This is a genomic window from Pseudomonas sp. Irchel 3E13 (genome assembly GCF_900187455.1).
Taxonomy (GTDB): Bacteria; Pseudomonadota; Gammaproteobacteria; order Pseudomonadales; family Pseudomonadaceae; genus Aquipseudomonas.
Genome location: NZ_FYDX01000001.1, coordinates 404,500 through 422,068 on the forward strand (window position 1 = coordinate 404,500; position 17,569 = coordinate 422,068).

A 17,569-nucleotide genomic window follows, 5' to 3' on the forward strand; every position below is an offset into this window, starting at 1 on the left:
AAATGCTGTGGGCCCCTCAAAACTGCACATCCAGAATCACGCTGTCCTGATACGCCGCGGCCGGTGGCGTGGGCTGGTCGGTGTAGACCTTGGCGTTGTAGTTGAACACCTGGCTGCCGGTCCCGGTGCCGTTGCCGGGATTGATGTCGGCGTCGCTGCTGGAGCGCCGGGCGCTGGTCAATGAACCCCAGCGCACCGCAGTGGCGCTTTTGAAGATGTCGTAGGACAGGTAATTGTTGGCCGTCGATTTCATCCGCCGTCGTCCGCCGGAACCGTACAGCCCGTCATTGAGACCGACCGTGTACGCACTGCCCTTGGTGCAGGACAGGCTGACGCTTTGGCTGACCGTGGAAAAACCGCTGACCACCGGCGCCGTGCCGAAGTTGATGGTCGGCGTGGTGATCTGGCAGTCGGCGGTCACCTGCAGGCTCACGGTCATCGAGGTGGTCCCGGTCAACACCTGGCGACCGATGCACGCACCGAGCACACCGATGCCGTAGCAGTAGTCCCAATCCCAGTACACGCTGAAGGTTTCCTGGTAAGTGCCGGCGGCAACGTTGCTGCCGGTCAGGGTCTTGACGTAGAGCGGCACGGTACTGGGCACGATGCTGCCCAGCAGGCCCAGCGCTTCGAGAATGCCGTGGCGGGCGAAGTCGAAGGGCTGGCCGCGGGTGATCGGGTAGGACGTGGTGTTGTCGGCGTAGATCGTGTAGAGGATCACGTCTCCAGTCGGCCCGACCATGCCCGTGGATCCGCCCAAAGGGGTCAGCGTCAGTTTGAAGAAGTCGTCCGTGCGCAACAGGCTGAGCAGCGCGCCGCTGCAACGCAAGCCGGCGTTGGCGGTGGAGCTGGGCTGCACGGTGGTGTTGACCGAGGTCGAGGCGACATTGCCGAACGCCACGTTGGTGGCCTGCACCACCGCACACTGGGCCTCGGCCCGCACCCCGGCCAGGCACAGGACGAGCGCCAGCAACAGGCGTTTCACCGGCACACCAGCGGGCCGATCAGCGGCACATCGTCCTGCGCGGCATCCAGCGCGAACTCCACCTGGCAACGCGCGCCACCGGCCAACTGCACCTCCAGGGTGTTCTGGTCGGCCAGCCCTTCCAGGTACACCAGCCCGTCCCAGCCCACCACCGCCAGCGCGCCGCTCTGCCGATGGGTGACCTGGCTGCCCAGGGGCAAGTCCTGGTGATTGCCATCCACCAGTTCAACCGTGGCCGCACGCACCCGGTTCAGCGGGAAGTTGAGCAGGTAACCGGCGCCACGGCGCACCGCGACGCGCTGCTCGACGTTCTGGCTGACCACGTTGGCCGGCAGGTCGAGGGTGTCGATCTCGTATTTGCCGCGGTAATAGGCGCTGCTCCACGGCACCAGCAGATGCCCTTTGCTGTCGGTACGACCGACCAACTGATTCTCGTAACGCACCGGGACATCGGCGAAGCCCTCGGTGCTGACCACTACGAAGGCGTCATCGATGCGATTGGCGGCAAACAGCCCGGCGTCCATCCACACCAGCGACCCACTGGCATCGGCCCAGCGGGTCATGGCGTCGCGGGTGCCGTAGGTGCCGGCCTGCAACTGCACCGATTGCAGACGCCAGGTCAGGTCGGCCTGGCGGTAGGCCTGCTGGTCGCCACCCGCATAGCCGATATTGAAGCCCACCCCGCCCTCGCTGGGCACGCCGCGGCTGTAGTTGACCCGCTGCAGGCGCTCGCCGCTCTGGTTGCGTTCCATGCTCAGGCTGATGGTGCCGCGCAGGTCGAAGGGGATCACCAGTTGCGCCTGGGTCGCCCACTGCCCGCCGCCCACCTCGCGGTTGGCCGACAGGTACAGGCTGGTGTTGCCCCACAGCGATTTGCTCCAGCTCAGGTTGAGCAGCCGGGTGCGGGTGTCGTTGCCGGCACGCACGTCGAAATAGCCAGCGCCGAAACTGCCATAGCGCTCCAGGTTCAGGCTCAGGGTCACCTGTTCGCTGCGCTGGCTGAGGCGGATGTAGGGGCTGTCCAGCAAGGACGCGTCGGCATAGTCGCCGTAGCGTTCGAGGCGCTGGTAATTGAAGCCGACGCGCTGGCTGTTGTACTGGTAGCCGAGGCTCGCCTGACGACCGCTGCGGCTGTCGAAACTGCTTTGGCTGAGCGCCGCATTGATCACCCCGAAACTGCCCACCAGCAGGTTGCCGCCCAAGCCCCCAAGGGCCAGCGATTCGGCGGCTTCGGCATGGGTTTCGAGGGTGAAGCTGTCGCTGACGCCATAGCGCAGGCTGGCCGAGGTCAGCGCCGGGCCGTAGCCAAAATCGCGCAGGCCATAGTCACGGCGCAGGCTGCCGGCGGCCACCGAGAAGTCGCTCAGGCCTTTCTGCAGCAGGGTGCTGGTGACATAGAACGGCAGCGTCGTGGCGATCTGCCGACCCTGGGCATCGGTGGTCACCACCACCGCGTCGCCGGCGCCATTGATATACGGCACGTTGGTCAGGGTGTACGGGCCGGGTTGCAGGTCGGCGCTGGCGCTTTTGTAGCCGTTGATGAACAGATCGACCGAGGACGGCACCGCCGCCTCGCCGGCAAAGGCCGGCAGCGGATAGGTCACCAGGTCAGGGCGTACCGCGAAATCCCGCGACAACTGAATACCGCCCAGGCGCACCGAGCTGGTCCAGGGCAATGAGCCGCTGATCACGTCACCGGCCTCGAAGGTCAGCAGGCGCGTTTCGTCGGTGTAGCGGAAGGTGGTGTCGTAGCGCAGGAAGCCGCGCTGGCTGTCGTCGTAACTGCGGCCGCTGAGCTGTTGTCGCCACTGGCCGGTGGTGGACAAGGTGCCCCAACTGTCGAACAGGCGCAGTTCGTTCCAGGCCGACAGGCTGGTGCCGGCGTCGTCGGTGTCGTTCAGGTACAGGTCGTAGTTGAGCAGCGCGCCGAAGCTGCTGTGGGCCTGGCTGCCGTCGAACAGCGCGCGGTTGCCGATGCGCTGGTTCGGCAGCCAGCCGGGCGGCACTTCGATCAGCAGGCGCTGGGTCTGGCTGTCGTAGTCGCTGTGCAGGCCGCCAATGGTGTCCAGCGCCACCTGCTCCGGCACCTCGCCGGGGAGTTCGATGCCAGCGGCGCGCAGGTCGGCGCTGGCCATGTACAGATGACCCGAACGCTGCTGGACGGCGACCACGCTACCGCTGCTCATCTGGTTGACCACCAGTTCCAGGTACAACTGGGCATCGCTCACCGCCTCCAGCCCCGAGGGCGGCGGCGGCAGTTCGCCGGCCATCAGCGGGGCCGCCGCGAGCATCGCCATGCCACCCGCCAGCGCGAGCCGGCGGGTACTGGCCAGAAAGCCCATCACGCACTGCATCTCACCATTGGCTGGGCCTCCTTGGCCCGGATCCATCACTTATCCGCTCACGTTCAATTCCCCTGACCTATGGTCTGGGCCGCTTCACTGCCATTGATCCTGCCCTTGAGCACCGTCGCCGCCGAAGCCTGCAACGGCGCCGGCCAGCGCATCGTGGCGCCCGGCAGCACGTAGCCGAGCAGGCCTTCGACCACCGGCCGGTTTTGCCCGCCTTGCTGCATCACCACATCGGTCAGGCGCGCGTGCACCGGACCGGTGTTGCGAATCTCGACATAGGAGCGCCCCTGCACCGCCACCTGGCGCCAGCTCAATTGCGGCTTGCCGACCCCGGCCGCGTCGCGCTGCCCCTGCGGGTCCGGCTTGCCCCACAGGCCCTGGCCGTAGACGAACAGCGGCACCGAGTAGCGCATCTGGAAGCGGATCGCCGCCTGTGGCCCGCTGGCGTTTTCGCCGGGGGGCATGGCCGGTGGAATCTCGTCGATGATGATGCGGTAGGCCTGTTCCTGACCCGCCGGCGAGGTGCCGGTGCGGGTCAGGCGGATCAGTTGTTTGCCGCCCGCGGGAATCTTCGCCACCGGCGGGCTGCCGATCACTTCGCGTTGGTTCTGGTACTGGTCGTCGAACTCACCCTGGCGCCAGGCGAAAATCCGCACCTGCAGGTTGGCGTCCTCGCTGCCGCGGTTTTCCAGCCACAGCGCACCGGCCTTCTGCTCGGCCTCGATGACCGGGTCGATCGGCCAGATCAGCACCGAGGTCGCCGCCTGCGCCGATCCCGCCCCCAGCAGCGTCAATCCCAGTGCCAGCCTCGCCCCCCATGTACTCCGACGCTGAGCCTCTGTGCCCATGCCACTCTCCTTCGGCGATATTGTTTTCTTATGGACCGGGCGAGCACAGGCTCACCAAGTCAATGTCACTTGCAGCACGTCGCTGTAACTGCCCGCCGGCAGCGCGCCGCTCAGTTGGGCGCGGGCGTAGACCGGCAATTTGATCGTCGTCGGGTCGCTGTAGCTGACGTTAACCGTCTGGTCGATGCCCAAGGCCTGGCTGAAACCGGCATCACGAAACAACTGGTAGACCAGCAGGTCCGCGCTGGTGCTGCGCTTGAGGTTGCGGCTGCCGTTGTTGTTCTGCCCACCGCCGACCTTCATGGTCATCGTCACCCCGGGCGTGCACTGCAACGTCACCGTGGTGCCACTCAACTGGGTGGTCACCGCCGCGCTCGACAGGGCCGAAAAGCTGCCGAAATCCAGGTTGCCGTAACTGGTCACCCCACCGACCACCAGGCACCCCGCCTGCACCGTGGCGTTGACCAGGAAAGTGCTGCTGAGCGCCGCGTCCAGTGGCGTCGGCGCAACCGCCACCACTGCCGTCAGCGCCAGCGCCACCGCCAGCCGCCCGCTCATGACTCAGAAACTCAATTCGACCGCCACGGTGTCGGTGTAGACGCCCGGCGGCAAGCCGGCCTTGCCCACGGCCTTGCCGTACAGGTCGACGGTTTGCGCCACGCCCGTGCTGGTGGGCAGGGTGATGGTGCCGTTGATCGGCAGCAGCGTAGAGGTGCCGGCGTCGGTGTAGAAGTCATAGGGCACAAAGTTGGTGCCGTCGGACAACGCCCGGGTGCCACCGGTCGAGGCGCCATCATGGCTGCCCAGGCCGACCTTGATTACCGGTATCGCCCCTTTGGAACAGAGCACGCTGATCGCCCCGCCACCGCTTTGCACCTGCCCCGATGCCTGGGTGAACAGCGCGTTCTGGGTACCAAAGTTGAGGGCGCCGAAATTGACCCCGCTGGTGGCGGTGGAGCCGTTGACCTGGCAACTGGCGATCAGCGTCAGCGTGGCGTTGATCACCCCGGTGACAGACGCCGCCTGGGCCTGGGAAGCCAGTGCCAGCGCGACGCCAGCGATGAGGACACGGGAAAGACGAGGTTTCATGGTTCACTCCTTGTTACCAGTCCAGCGTCACCGTCAGGGTGTCGCGGTAAATGCCCGCAGGCAGGGCTTTGGGATTGGCGGTTACCACGCCGTAGATGGGGATGGGAATTTGCGCCGCGCTGCTCACGGAAAAGTTGAGCTGCTGACCGATGCCGTAGTTGGAACGCCCGGCCGGGTCGGTGGAAAGCTGATAGGGAATGAGCACGCCGCCATTGCTCAGGCGCCGGGTAGTGCCATCGGGGTTGGCACCGCCGTTGATAGTGACGGTGAAGGCGCGTACCTGCGGATTGCAACTGACCTGCAGGTTGCTGCCGCCCGGCTCGTCGAGATTGGCCCGCAGCGTGTCGTTCCACACCGGGCCCTGCTGGCCGAAGTCGAGCACACCACCAGCGCCGGCAGGAGGCGCGCCGGGCTGTTCGCTGCTGATCTGGCAGGCGGAGGTGATCACCAGGCGCGCCTGAATATGGCCATTCAGCGCGCCGTTGACGCTGGTGCTGAGCAGGAGTGGTCCAAGGCTCAGCAAAAGAATGCGGGTCGTTTGCATGCTGCTCACTCCTTAAGCAGTGCCACCGTGACCATCACCAGGTGACGGTCACCTTCAACATGTCCGAATAACGTCCCGTCCTTGGAAGCTCGGTTTGAGTGTCGATACGTGCGTACAGGGGAAGTTCAACCGATCCGCTGTCCGGTACGCGCCCATGCTGGGCCGTGTTGACCGACAGCGGCGCGCGCCAGGCAGCATCCTGGTACAAGCGGTAGGGAATGGGTTTGGCCTTGGGGTCTGTGGCCACCAGATAACGCACTTCGCCGGTGCCACCGTGCAGGCCGCCATCGACTTCGATCTGATAGGCAGTATCGGGATTGCACTCCAGCCGCGGCGGACGCAACACCAGCAATTGGCTGCTCAGCGGCCCTGCAGGATCGTCAAGCCGTGGGCTCTGGCCAAAGTCCAGCACGCCCAAGGCCTCGGCGGCCGCTTCGCGGGGCTGATGGATCAGCAGACAGCCGCGCTGAACGTCGACACGCACCTCGACGAGAAACTCCGTGGCAGCAACACCCTGGGCCGCACACAGCCCGAACAGCGTCGCCAGTGACCATCCCTTCACTTGCCCTCCCTGTCCCTTACAGGACTTCGTGAATTTCAGGGTAGCAGCCGAGGACAAAGCTGCCAGCCGATCAAGAAATGTACAGCTCATGTACAAGAACTATCCGACGAGCACGAAAGACACGACTGGCAGCACTTTTCACTATTTGGTTAATATTGCCGCCGCTCGTTATCTGCCTGCCGGCTTCACGCTCTACGAGGAACCCTGCCCGTGCCCGTTTTCTCCTGGCTCCGCTCGCCACTGCACGCCCTGCGCCAGCGCCTTGGCGCTTCCACGGTCGCGACGCCAGGGCCGGACAGCCAGATCCAGGCGTACTTCCGGGACAAAGCCAGCCAGCAGGGCTACACCCTCAGCCAAGGCCAGCAACGGGTGATCGCGGCGATGGCCGAACAGGTCGCCCGCCTTCCCGCTGGCCGGGCACGCAGCCTGTACCTTCATGGCCAGGTCGGCCGCGGCAAAAGCTGGCTGCTCGACGGATTCTTCAACGCCCTGGGCGAGATCCCCAAGCGCCGCCTGCACTTCCACGACTTCTTCGCCCGTCTGCACCAAGGCATGTTCGACCATCGCCAGGCCCCCGACGCCCTGGCGCTGACCCTCGACGCCCTGCTCGGTGATTGCCGGGTGCTGTGCTTCGACGAATTCCACGTCCACGACATCGGCGACGCCATGCTCCTCACCCGGCTGTTCCAGGCCCTGTTCGAGCGCGGCATTTTCGTCCTGGTGACCTCCAACTACGCCCCCGAGGGATTGCTGCCCAATCCGCTCTACCACCAGCGTTTCGAGCCGGTTATCCGCCTTATCGAGGCGCGCATGGACGTCCTCGAAGTCGGCGGCGACCAGGACTACCGCGCCCTCCCCGGCGCCGGTGCGCAGCAGCGCTTCACCCAAGGCTTGTACTTGTGGCCCGGCAGCCCGCAACAGCGCCACCAACTGGGCCTGAACGACGCCACCGAAGACGTGCTGCTGAACGTCGGCAAACGCCAATTGCGCGCGCGGGTGCGCGACGAACGCAGCGTGGTTTTCGACTTCTCCGCCCTCTGCGAACAAGCGACCGCGGTCATCGACTACCTGGACCTGGTGCAGCGCTTCGAACACTGGACCATCGAACACCTGCCGAACCTGGAAGACTGCACCATCGCCGCCCAGCAGCGCTTCATCAACCTGGTGGACGTGCTCTATGACCGCGACAAGCAACTGCTGCTGATCGGCGAGCTACCGCTGGAGCAAAGCCTCGGCGGCAGCGTCTCGGACCTGGCGCGCACCCGCAGCCGGCTGGGGCAGTTACGGCAGATGGGGCCGGCCTGACGCGGTGCATGCCAGTCACCCCGCCCGCGCCAACCCCGCCAGCACTTCCTCGATTTCCACCAGCACCGCCGGATCATCCAGGGTCGAAGGCGGTGTGTAGGCCTGCTGGTCGGCGATCTTGCGCAGCACGGCGCGCAGGATCTTGCCCGAGCGGGTCTTGGGCAGGCGCTTGACCACCCGCACCTGGTTGAAACAGGCCAGCGCGCCGATCTGCTCGCGCACGGTGGCGACCAGTTCGGACTGCAACTGCGCCTCGCCCACCCCGACCCCGTCCTTGAGCACCAGCAGCGCCAGCGGCACCTGGCCCTTGATCTCGTCGCGCACGCCGACCACGGCGCACTCGGCGACAGCCGGGTGGCGCGCCACCAGGTCTTCCATCTCGCCGGTGGAAAGGCGGTGCCCGGAGACGTTAATCACATCGTCGGTGCGGCCCATGATGTAGACGAATCCGTCTTCATCCAGGTAGCCGCCGTCGCCAGTGTGGTAGTAGCCGGGGAAGGTGTTGAGGTACGAATCCAGGTAGCGCGAATGATCGCCCCACAAGGTCTGGCTGCAGCCCGGCGGCAGCGGCAAGGTGATGACGATCGCGCCCTGCTGGTTGGCACCGAGCAACTGGCCGTCTTCGTCCAGCACCCGCACGTGGTAGCCCGGCACCGCCCGGTTGCTCGAACCTGCGCGGCCGCCACTGCCATCGAGGCCCAGGCAGGGCGCGGTCACCGGCCAGCCGGTTTCGGTCTGCCACCAGTGGTCGTGCACGGTCTTGCCGCTGATGCTTTCCAGCCATTGATGGGTACTTGAATCGAGACGCTCGCCAGCAAGGAAAAACTCGCGCAGCGAACTCAGGTCGTAGCCGCGCAGCAGCAGGCCTTCCGGGTCTTCCTTGCGGATCGCGCGCATGGCCGTTGGGGCGCAGAACAGGCCGTTGACCCGGTATTGCTCGACCACCCGCCAGTAAGCGCCGGCATCCGGGGTGCGGATCGGCTTGCCCTCGTAGAACACCGTGGTGCAGCCGTTCATCAACGGGCCGTAGACGATCAGCGAGTGCCCGACCACCCAGCCGACATCGGAAATGCCCCACCACACTTCACCCGGCTGCATGCCGTAGATGTTCTTCATGGCAAAGCGCAGGGCCACGGCGTTGCCGCCGTTTTCGCGGACGATACCCTTGGGTTTTCCGGTGGTGCCGGAGGTGTACATGATGTACAGCGGATCGGCGGCGCCCAGCTCCACCGGCGGCACCGGCCTGGCATTGGCCAGCGCGGCGTGCCAGTCCAGATCGCGGCCGTCCTTCAAGGTGGCGCGTGCCTGCGGCCGTTGCAGCACCAGCACCTTGCGCGGCTGATGGCTGGATTGTTCCAGGGCGCTGTCCACCAGCGGCTTGTATTCGATGACGCGATCAAACTCGACGCCGCACGACGCCGTCAGCAGCAGGGTGGGCCGCGCGTCATCGATGCGCAGCGCCAGCTCATGCGGGGCGAAACCGCCGAACACCACCGAATGCACCGCGCCGATGCGGGCGCAGGCGAGCATGGCCATGGCCGCCTGCGGGACCATCGGCATGTAGATCACCACCCCGTCGCCCTGCTGGACACCGAGGTCGCGCAGCAAGCCAGCCAGGCGCGCCACTTCGTCGCGCATCTGGCGGAAGGTGAAGGTCTGTTGGCTGTTGGTGACCGGCGAATCGTAGATCAGGGCAGTCTGCTCGCCGCGACCCTCGTCGATCTGATGATCCAGCGCCAGGAAGCAACTGTTCAGGCGCCCGTCGGCAAACCACTGATGGGTGCCATCGGGATTGTCGCGAAGGATTTCCGTGGGTTTGCGAAACCAGGCCAGGTCATGGGCGTGCTCGGCCCAGAAATCGGCGGGCGCCGCGATGGAACGGTCGTAGCTGTGCTGATAACTCATCGACGAATAACCCTACGTTTGTTGTTATTAAAGGGCGAACGTCGAGTATGGCCAGTTGGCGCCGGCGTGCTATCGAACTTAAGTCGCATGCCACGAAGTCTTTGCCGCTATCATGGCCGCCGTTTTGACTGACGACCCTGCCCATGCACACTCTTGAAGACCTCAACGCCGGCCGTCTGGCAGGCATTACCCGCCTCGATCTGGCCTGCGAGCTTGAGCGGTTCCCGGAGGAAATCTTCGCGCTGGCCGACAGCCTCGAAGTCCTCAACCTGACCGGCAACGCCCTGACCGACCTGCCCGACGACCTCGGCAGGTTGCACAAACTGAAAGTGCTGTTTTGTTCAGAGAATCGCTTGAGCCGACTGCCGGTCGGCATCGGCCAGTGCGCCAGCCTGGAAGTGGTCGGCGTCAAGAGCAACCTCATCGAGCACGTCCCTGCTGCTGCGCTGCCACCGCGGTTGCGCTCGCTGGTGCTGACCGACAACCACCTGGAGCAGTTGCCCGAAGCCCTCGGTGATTGCGTCGAGCTGCAAAAGCTCATGCTTTCCGGCAACCGCCTGCGCAGCCTGCCGGCCAGCCTCGCCCGCTGTAAAAAACTCGAATTGGTAAGGGTCGCCGCCAACCGCCTGGAACAGCTCCCGGAATGGCTACTGGGCCTGCCCAACCTGGCGTGGCTGGCCTATGCCGGCAACCCGCTGCCCGAGGGCTATCGCCCGCCCGCAGTGGAAGGGCACTGCGCCCGGCTGGACTGGCAGGACATCACGCTGGAACAAGTGCTTGGCCAGGGCGCGTCCGGGGTGATTCATCGTGCGCGGCTCAACGGACACGCCAGCGCCGTGGCGGTGAAACTCTACAAAGGCGAGATCACCAGCGACGGCACGCCGCTGGACGAGATGAACGCCTGCATCGCTGCCGGCCAGCATCCGCACCTGATTCCACTGCTGGGGCGCATCGACAACCATCCGCAGCAGCTTCCCGCGCTGGTGATGGAACTGATCGACCCGGCCTGGTTCAGCCTCGCCGGCCCGCCCAGCCTACAAAGCTGCACGCGGGATAGTTACCCCGCCGAACGCCGCCTTGAGCCACAGGGCGTACGCCGGCTCGTGTCGGCCATCGCTTCGGTCGCGGCGCACCTGCACCAGCGCGGGCTGAGCCACGGTGATTTGTACGCGCACAACATCCTTTGCGATGAGCACGGGCACAGTCTGCTGGGGGATTTTGGCGCGGCATCGTTCCATCCGCTGGATGGCGGCAGCGCGGCGGCGGCGCTGGAGCGCATTGAGGTGCGGGCGTTTGGGGTGTTGCTTGGGGAGTTGCTGGAGCGTTGTGACGGGGATTTGCCGCTGTTGCGGGCGTTGCAGAGCGATTGTGTGCAGGCTGAGGTGTGCCAGCGGCCGGGGTTTGCCGAGGTGGTGGTGAGGCTCGGGGAATAGCAGCGCGCTGGGGGCCTGCCTGACAACCGCAACAAAAAGGCCGCATCAAGCGGCCTTTGTTCAGCGATAGGCTCGACTCAAGCCGTCAAGCCGACATACACGTTCTGCACATCATCGTGGTTATCGATCGCCTCGAGGAACGCCTCGACCTCAGCCAGAGCCTCTTCGCTCAGGTTGGCAGCGCTGACCGGGTTTTTCGGGGTGTAGCCGATTTTCGCCGAAATCACGGTGAAACCCTGCTCCGGCAGGGCTTTCTGCACGCTGTCCAGGTCGGTGGTTTCGGTGATGAACAGGGTCGCGCCCTCATCAGCCGGCTCGAAATCCTGGGCGCCGGCTTCGATGGCGGCCATTTCCGGGTCAGCGTCTGCGCTGTCCGGGGTGGCTTCGATCAGGCCGACGTGGTTGAAGTCCCACGACACCGAACCCTCGGCGCCCAGTTGACCCTTGCGGAACAACACGCGGACTTCAGCGACGGTGCGATTGATGTTGTCGGTCAGGCACTCGACGATCAGCGGCACCTGGTGCGGCGCGAAACCTTCGTACTTCACCGCGTGGTACTGCACCTGCTCGCCCAGCAGGCCCGCGCCTTTCTTGATCGCGCGTTCCAGGGTCTCGCGGGTCATGGAGGCTTTCTTGGCCTGCTCGATCACCAGACGCAGACGGGCGTTCATGTCCGGGTCGGCGCCGCTGCGCGCGGCGATCTGAATTTCCTTGGCCAGCTTGCCCATGACCTTGCCTTTGGCATTGGCAGCTTGTTCTTTATGTTTGGCTTTCCACTGTGCGCCCATATCGACTCTCTTGTTTCAACGGCCGGTTCAGGAAGCGACCGGCAAAGGGGTGCAGTTTATACGCCCTGTTACCTGCAATCGACAAGAAAAGCCGGGGCACCGTGCCGCCATCGCACGCCTCAGGCCCCGGCACTGAGACATAACGGTGCAACAGGGCAGTTTTCTTCAATACCCGCCAACGACCGCCCGATAGGCTCCGGACTTTCTTCACTGACAAGAGAGACGCTGCATGAGCCTGTTACTGTCCATGGCCGCCTTTGCGCTGGCCGCTTCCATTTCTCCCGGCCCGGTCAATCTGGTCGCCCTGGCCGCCGGCGCCCAACACGGGCTGCGCCCGGCCATGCGGCATGTCAGCGGTGCCACCCTGGGCTTCTGTCTGCTGCTGTTGCTGGTGGGCTACGGCCTGCATGCGGTGCTGCGGGAGTGGCCGGGGCTGACCGAGGTGCTGCGCTGGGCCGGCATTCTGTTTTTGCTGTACATGGCCTGGAAACTGGCCGCCGATGACGGCAGCCTCGGCGATGGCAGCCCCGGCAAGCCGCCAAGCATGGCCTACGGCGCGCTGATGCAATGGCTCAATCCCAAGGCGTGGCTGGCCTGCGTGGCCGGGGTCGGGGCGTTCGTCGGGCAAGGCGAAACGGTGCTGCTGTGGCAGTTCACGTTGATCTATCTGGTGATCTGCTACCTGTCGGTGGGCTGCTGGGCCTGGGCCGGGACGGTGATTCGGCGCTACCTCGACAACCCGCGGCGCATGCGCCTGTTCAACCGCGCTCTGGCCTTGCTGCTGGTGGCCAGCGCGCTGTACCTGTTACTGGGCTGAGCGGTAGTGACCGGGGGTGGCCGCCAGGTGGTGCTTGAACGCGCGTTGCAGGTGCGCCTGGTCGGCGAAACCCGCCTCGTGCGCCACCTCGGCGATCAGCCGGCCCTGGCGCAACTGGGCACGGGCATAACGCACGCGGTGATCGAGCAGGTAACCGTGGGGCGTCATTCCGTAATGCTGCTTGAACGCGCGGATCAGGTAGGAAGTGGATAGCCCCGCCGCCTCGCCGATGTCTTCCAGCTTCAGCGGTTCGGTGCAGTGCTGACGGATATAGCACGCCGCCCGTTCAAGGCGTTCGTTGCCCTGCCCCGCCAACGCCGGCGCCGCCTCGACCTGGGCGCGCAACTGACTGAAGAAGGCCTCGGCCGCGGCGCGCTTGTGTTCGCTGTGCAGTTGGCTGTCGATCAATTGTTCGTAGAGCCCGGTCAGGGCCTGGTACAACCCCGTCGAAGTGCTCAGGGTGCGGGCCAGCGGTTCGAAACCCAGGCCGCGCAGCCAGGGCATGTCGACATAGAGCATCAGGTAGGACCAAGGCTGGTCGGCGATGGGGTTACAGGCGTGGACCACGCCCGGGTTCATCATGACCACCGTACCGGTCTCGACTTCATGCCAGCGCTGGCCATCGAAGTAAGTGCTGCACCCGGCAGTGATGGCACCGATGGAAAAGCCTTCGTGGGAGTGTCGGGCATAGCAGACCTTGCGGCCATCGGCGACGCCACGGGCTTCGATGAAGGGCAGCGCTGGATCACGCCAGAAGTGCGAAATGCTGCTCATCAAAAAACTCCCGAGTAACCGTACGAAAACACGCACAGAAGCCTAACACCCGTCAGTCCTGCTCTCCAGCGGCTTGCGGACCGAACAGCCCGAAGCGGGCCACTTTCAGTTGTCGCGAAGGCTCGATGTCGCGGTTGACCAGCGGCAGGATCAGCGCCATGGCGCCTTGATAGAGCGCGCCACTGCCCGTACCGGGTTCGCGGCAACGGTCGAACAGCGCGAGCAATAGAACGCCAATCGCGCCCGGCCACGGAGGCTCGTAGCGCGCGGCCACGTAGATTGTCTCGAAAAACCCGTGATGACCGTTGCGCAACAGGAAAGCGCTGATCGCCAACTGGAACCGCCAATAATCCTCCGGCGCGGGCACACGACCGAACCATTGCGGTAACTCCCCGCTCAGCACCGCGCAAATCGGACTGATACCGGCGACGAAGGGGCTGTCCAACGACTCCATATAGCGGCTCGCGAGGCTGTCCGGCTCGTGCACGAACTGGTGGTAGCCGCGGTATTTGTCCTCGGCGATCAGCCAATCGTCGTCCGTCAGCTCGGAGCGGCTGTTGAGGATCAGGTAAGGATCAACCGCTCCGCGCCGGCCCGACCAAGGGCTGTCTCCCAGCGGCGGGTGGCTGTTGATCGGTGCATACGACTGATCGGAGTGACGGGCGAGGGACACCAGTACCTGGCACACCGCCTGCCGGCGAAGCGCGCGGCCCGCGTTACTGTCCAGCAACGTCCCAGCGCGGGCGCACAGCGCTGAATCGGCATCGGTCAGCGCCGTTTCGCCCAGCAATAACAGGCGCAATAACGTCAGCGCCTTTACCCGGTAGCCCATCGGTTCCAGCAGTGCGCCCAGCAACTGCCCGGCACGGCCCACGGTTGCCTGCAGGTAGGCATCTCCCAGCAATTTCGCCAGCCCCTGCTGGACAAGGTTTTCCCCCAGACCAAACAACAAGGTTTCCAGCGGCGGCCAGTGCCATACGCAGTGGGCAAAAGCCCGCTCCCAGAGCACCTTGCCCAGGTGATTGCCCTTGATATCCCGCAGGCTGTCGCGCACCACTTCCGGCGCCGTCAGGATCCCGCCCGGGGTCAGGTGATTGCGCTCGAGCAGGCGCAGCCACTGCGCGCAGAACGCCGCGTGTTCGAGCGGATAGCGGAACCATGGGCAGGCCTCCCTGCCCATCTCGCGCAACTGTTCAAGCCGGAGGAAGAACAATCCGTTTTGCACCCAGACTCGACGCAGCTCGGAGACGCTGAGCAGGTGACTGCCCTTTTCGGTCACCGCGGCGAAGGGGGTCGCTGCCAGAAACCGGCCATCTCGGTGCAGTTCCAGCAGGTACAGACGTTCACCAAAGCCCAGCGCCTGCTCCCACTGACGAAGGCTGACAAACGTGCCATCGCGATCCGGGTCGTAATGCGTGCGGGCGTAACTTTCCAGAGCAATGGTCTGGAAGCTGCTGATATCGGCGTAACGATCAAGCAGTTCATTCAGGGCATGAGGCAGATCCACGTTGCGCACCTGATGCCCCGTGCGCCGCTCGTTGAAGACCTGCATGGCCACCTGGTTGGGCACCTTGCGGTCGACATTGAGCACACGGATCCGCGCGCCCTGGTTCAGCACCTGCACCAGAAAGCCTTTGCGCAGGGTCTGCTCGGACACCAGATAAAGCCCCAGCAGGTCGACCACGAACCCAGTGCGGACCAGCACCGAGCGGATCGGCGCGAAGGTCGGCGAGCGCGCGTGCGCAGGCTCGTGCTTGAGCCGGTACTGCTGCTGCCAGGACAGGGAGCGGTCGGTGGTGCCGAACGAAAAGTTCATCACCCCGTTGGCCTGCACCACCAGCTTGCCGTGGTCCAGGTACAGGTCCTTGAAGCGGCCGTCGTCGCTCGGGTCCACCAGCGCGACGTTCAGACGGACATAGCCGGGGCGCTCCTCCATCAACAGCAGCGACAGGTTGACCGGCAACTCATCCGAAGCCGCCGGGATCTCCTCCAGCGCCGCCAGGGCCGCTGCCCGCGCGCTCAGCGGCGCGTCGAGCACGGCGCGATAGCGCTCGGTCACCGTCTGCCAGCCCTGGGCGCGAGCGAACAGCTGGGTTCGCTGCTCGCCTGGCACAACCTGCGCGTCCAGCTTGCGCTGAGCCAGATGGCCGAGACGCTGCAAGCGCACCAGCAGCCCCTGACACGGCACCGCCAGGCCATTGCCGGCGACCAGCAGTTTCAGCGCCTTGCGCCAGGCCTGTTCGAAGCCTTGCATGGCCGCTTGCTGGCGCACGTAGAGCAGAATTTCGCCGTCCAGCCGACGGCCGTAATCATCACGCGCGGGCGTGGTTTCCTGCCGGTCCAGTTGCGCACGATAACGCCGCAAAAGGTCCAGGTGCTCGTCGATGGCGCGGGGTTTGTCCTGCGTGGTGTAGTACTGCGCGGCGAGGATATTGAGGGTCGTGCGCTGCATTTCCAGAAGGCGCCGGTCGACTTCGGCCAGGTAGTCGGCGCGCTCGCCGGGGGTCATGTGGAACCACGGGCTGCGCCGACCGGCCTCGGCAATACGGTGGTCGATCAGGGTATTGAGCAGGCGGGTGTAATCCCGCGAAGGGTGCGCCATGGGGATCGTCCGTGAGGGCCTGGGGAAGGCCGCGATGCTAACGCGCCAACCCGCCACACACGGACAGGGAACCGCTACCCGGCGTCGTGCACCACCACCAGCAACTGCGCCTGCACTTCACCCAGCGAGCGCAGGCGATGGGGGGTCTGGGCGTTGAAATACAAGGCATCGCCGCGTTCCAGCACAACCCGTTCGGTCATGAAATCGACCTCGACCCGGCCTTCATGGACGAACAGGAATTCCTCGCCCAGGTGCTCCTTGAACGTGGAATCGCTGAAGTCCGGCGGCGGGCTGATCAGGAACGGCAACAGGCTGCGCTGGCCGATCTGGTTGGCCAACACCGCATAGCCCGGCCCCTGGGGACTGCCCGAGAGCGACTGGCGCTCGCCCTGGCGAACCAGGCTGTAGCGGGCCTGGTGCGGAGCATCTTCAGCGAACAGTTCCTCGACATTGACGTTCAGCGCCCGCGCCAGTTTCAGCGCCGCGGCGATGGACGGCGTGTTCAGGCCGCGCTCGACCTTGGACAAGTAACTCTTGGTCATGCCGGATTTTTCGGCCAGCACCTCAAGGGTCACGCCAAGTTTTTTTCTCAATAATTTCAATCGGATAGACATGCGCCGCGCTTGATTCCAGTTCGTTGGGCAACTTTTCCCTTGCCTATGACACTTTGTGTCATATAGCCTTTGCTGTGTCATACGACTGACCGCCCCGCTCACTTTCCAGGCAACCGGGACGGGCAAGCCATGACGCTTCATCACACCACCCGAGGACACCCGAATGGCCAACACAATGGCACTGCCCAAGGACCAACTGGTCCAGCAGGCCCTTGCGCGGATGCAAGGCTCGCTTGCCGATAATACGTGGACTGTACGAGAAAAGCTGGCCCTGACCTGTCGCATTCTCTTCGACCGCGGCCATGATTCCGGCCTGGCCGGGCAGATCAGCGCCCGTGGCCCGCAGCCCGGCACCTTCTACACCCAGCAACTGGGCCTGGGTTTCGACGAGATCAGCGCCAGCAACCTGCTGCTGGTCAACGAGGACCTGGAAGTGCTCGAAGGCCAAGGCATGGCCAACCCGGCCAACCGCTTCCACAGTTGGCTGTACCGCGCGCGCCCGGACGTCAACTGCATCATTCACACGCACCCGACCCACGTCGCGGCGCTGTCGATGCTGGAAGTGCCGCTGCAGGTGTCGCACATGGACGTCTGCCCGCTGTATGACGATTGCGCTTTTCTCGAAAGCTGGCCGGGCGTGCCGGTGGGCAACGAAGAAGGTGAGATCATCGCCGCCGCGCTGGGCGACAAGCGCGCCATCCTGCTGACGCACCACGGACAGTTGTCTACCGGAGCCGATATCGAACAGGCCTGCGTCACCGCCAACCTGATCGAGCGCGCGGCGCAGTTGCAACTGCTGGCCATGTCCGCCGGGACCATCAAGCCCATCGACCCGGCCCTTGGCCGCGAGGCCCATGACTGGATCGACCGGCCCAAGCGCCATGGCGCCGCCTTCAACTATTTCGCCCGGCAAAGCCTGCGCCAGCACGCCGACTGCCTGAACTGAGCCCTT

16 protein-coding genes are annotated in these 17,569 nt (G+C 65.0%); 4 read left to right on the forward strand and 12 right to left on the reverse strand.

The features are described from left to right. Positions 1-16: 16 nt before the first annotated feature. The 7 genes from CKW37_RS01715 to CKW37_RS01745 form a co-directional block, all read right to left on the reverse strand. Positions 17-985: a spore coat U domain-containing protein gene (locus tag CKW37_RS01715; protein WP_177454389.1), complete on the reverse strand. Its 969-nt coding sequence runs from the start codon at positions 983-985 to the stop codon at positions 17-19. Further along, a complete protein-coding gene (locus CKW37_RS01720) occupies positions 982-3,276 on the reverse strand; it encodes a fimbria/pilus outer membrane usher protein (RefSeq protein ID WP_218241193.1) in 2,295 nt (764 codons plus the stop codon). The genes CKW37_RS01715 and CKW37_RS01720 overlap by 4 nt, the downstream gene beginning before the upstream one ends. A 116-nt stretch (positions 3,277-3,392) precedes the next feature. Beyond that, entirely contained in the window at positions 3,393-4,184 is a 792-nt protein-coding gene (locus tag CKW37_RS01725) for a molecular chaperone (protein WP_095153702.1), read from the reverse strand. A 51-nt stretch (positions 4,185-4,235) separates the two neighbouring features. Continuing rightward, the gene (locus tag CKW37_RS01730; protein ID WP_095153703.1) at positions 4,236-4,742 is read right to left on the reverse strand and encodes a spore coat U domain-containing protein; all 507 of its coding nucleotides are present in this window, start codon (positions 4,740-4,742) and stop codon (positions 4,236-4,238) included. Positions 4,743-4,745: 3 nt separating this feature from the next. After that, the gene (locus CKW37_RS01735; RefSeq protein ID WP_095153704.1) at positions 4,746-5,273 is read right to left on the reverse strand and encodes a spore coat U domain-containing protein; all 528 of its coding nucleotides are present in this window, start codon (positions 5,271-5,273) and stop codon (positions 4,746-4,748) included. Positions 5,274-5,286: 13 nt separating this feature from the next. Beyond that, a complete protein-coding gene (locus tag CKW37_RS01740; RefSeq protein WP_095153705.1) occupies positions 5,287-5,817 on the reverse strand; it encodes a spore coat U domain-containing protein in 531 nt (176 codons plus the stop codon). Positions 5,818-5,851: 34 nt separating this feature from the next. Further along, positions 5,852-6,364, reverse strand: coding sequence for a spore coat U domain-containing protein (locus CKW37_RS01745; protein ID WP_256587673.1), 513 nt, complete (start codon positions 6,362-6,364; stop codon positions 5,852-5,854). Positions 6,365-6,589: 225 nt separating this feature from the next. On the opposite strand from CKW37_RS01745, the gene zapE reads away from it, so the two are divergent. Continuing rightward, a complete protein-coding gene (gene zapE / locus CKW37_RS01750; RefSeq protein ID WP_095153707.1) occupies positions 6,590-7,684 on the forward strand; it encodes a cell division protein ZapE in 1,095 nt (364 codons plus the stop codon). 15 nt (positions 7,685-7,699) lie between these two features. Here the strand turns inward: zapE and CKW37_RS01755 are convergent, their stop codons facing one another. After that, positions 7,700-9,589 carry a propionyl-CoA synthetase gene (locus tag CKW37_RS01755; protein WP_095153708.1) on the reverse strand — a complete coding sequence of 630 codons (1,890 nt, stop codon included), beginning with the start codon at positions 9,587-9,589 and terminating at the stop codon, positions 7,700-7,702. A gap of 143 nt (positions 9,590-9,732) precedes the next feature. On the opposite strand from CKW37_RS01755, the gene CKW37_RS01760 reads away from it, so the two are divergent. Beyond that, positions 9,733-11,022: a leucine-rich repeat-containing protein kinase family protein gene (locus CKW37_RS01760; RefSeq protein ID WP_095153709.1), complete on the forward strand. Its 1,290-nt coding sequence runs from the start codon at positions 9,733-9,735 to the stop codon at positions 11,020-11,022. A 77-nt stretch (positions 11,023-11,099) separates the two neighbouring features. Here the strand turns inward: CKW37_RS01760 and CKW37_RS01765 are convergent, their stop codons facing one another. Next, the gene (locus CKW37_RS01765) at positions 11,100-11,810 is read right to left on the reverse strand and encodes a YebC/PmpR family DNA-binding transcriptional regulator (RefSeq protein WP_095153710.1); all 711 of its coding nucleotides are present in this window, start codon (positions 11,808-11,810) and stop codon (positions 11,100-11,102) included. Between the two features lie 229 nt (positions 11,811-12,039). Here CKW37_RS01765 and CKW37_RS01770 point away from each other — a divergent pair, with 229 nt between their 5' ends. Continuing rightward, a complete protein-coding gene (locus tag CKW37_RS01770; protein ID WP_095153711.1) occupies positions 12,040-12,627 on the forward strand; it encodes a LysE family translocator in 588 nt (195 codons plus the stop codon). Here CKW37_RS01770 and CKW37_RS01775 read toward each other — a convergent pair. From CKW37_RS01775 to CKW37_RS01785, 3 genes are all read right to left on the reverse strand, one after another. Next, entirely contained in the window at positions 12,616-13,401 is a 786-nt protein-coding gene (locus CKW37_RS01775; RefSeq protein WP_095153712.1) for an AraC family transcriptional regulator, read from the reverse strand. The two genes, CKW37_RS01770 and CKW37_RS01775, sit on opposite strands and share 12 nt — an antisense overlap. Before the next feature lie 52 nt (positions 13,402-13,453). Then, complete coding sequence (locus CKW37_RS01780; RefSeq protein ID WP_095153713.1) at positions 13,454-16,003, reverse strand: hypothetical protein; 2,550 nt, start codon at positions 16,001-16,003, stop codon at positions 13,454-13,456. A 74-nt stretch (positions 16,004-16,077) separates the two neighbouring features. Next, positions 16,078-16,617 carry a helix-turn-helix domain-containing protein gene (locus tag CKW37_RS01785; RefSeq protein WP_095153714.1) on the reverse strand — a complete coding sequence of 180 codons (540 nt, stop codon included), beginning with the start codon at positions 16,615-16,617 and terminating at the stop codon, positions 16,078-16,080. Positions 16,618-16,780: 163 nt separating this feature from the next. On the opposite strand from CKW37_RS01785, the gene CKW37_RS01790 reads away from it, so the two are divergent. Further along, positions 16,781-17,563: an aldolase gene (locus CKW37_RS01790; RefSeq protein ID WP_095153715.1), complete on the forward strand. Its 783-nt coding sequence runs from the start codon at positions 16,781-16,783 to the stop codon at positions 17,561-17,563. Positions 17,564-17,569 lie beyond the last annotated feature (6 nt).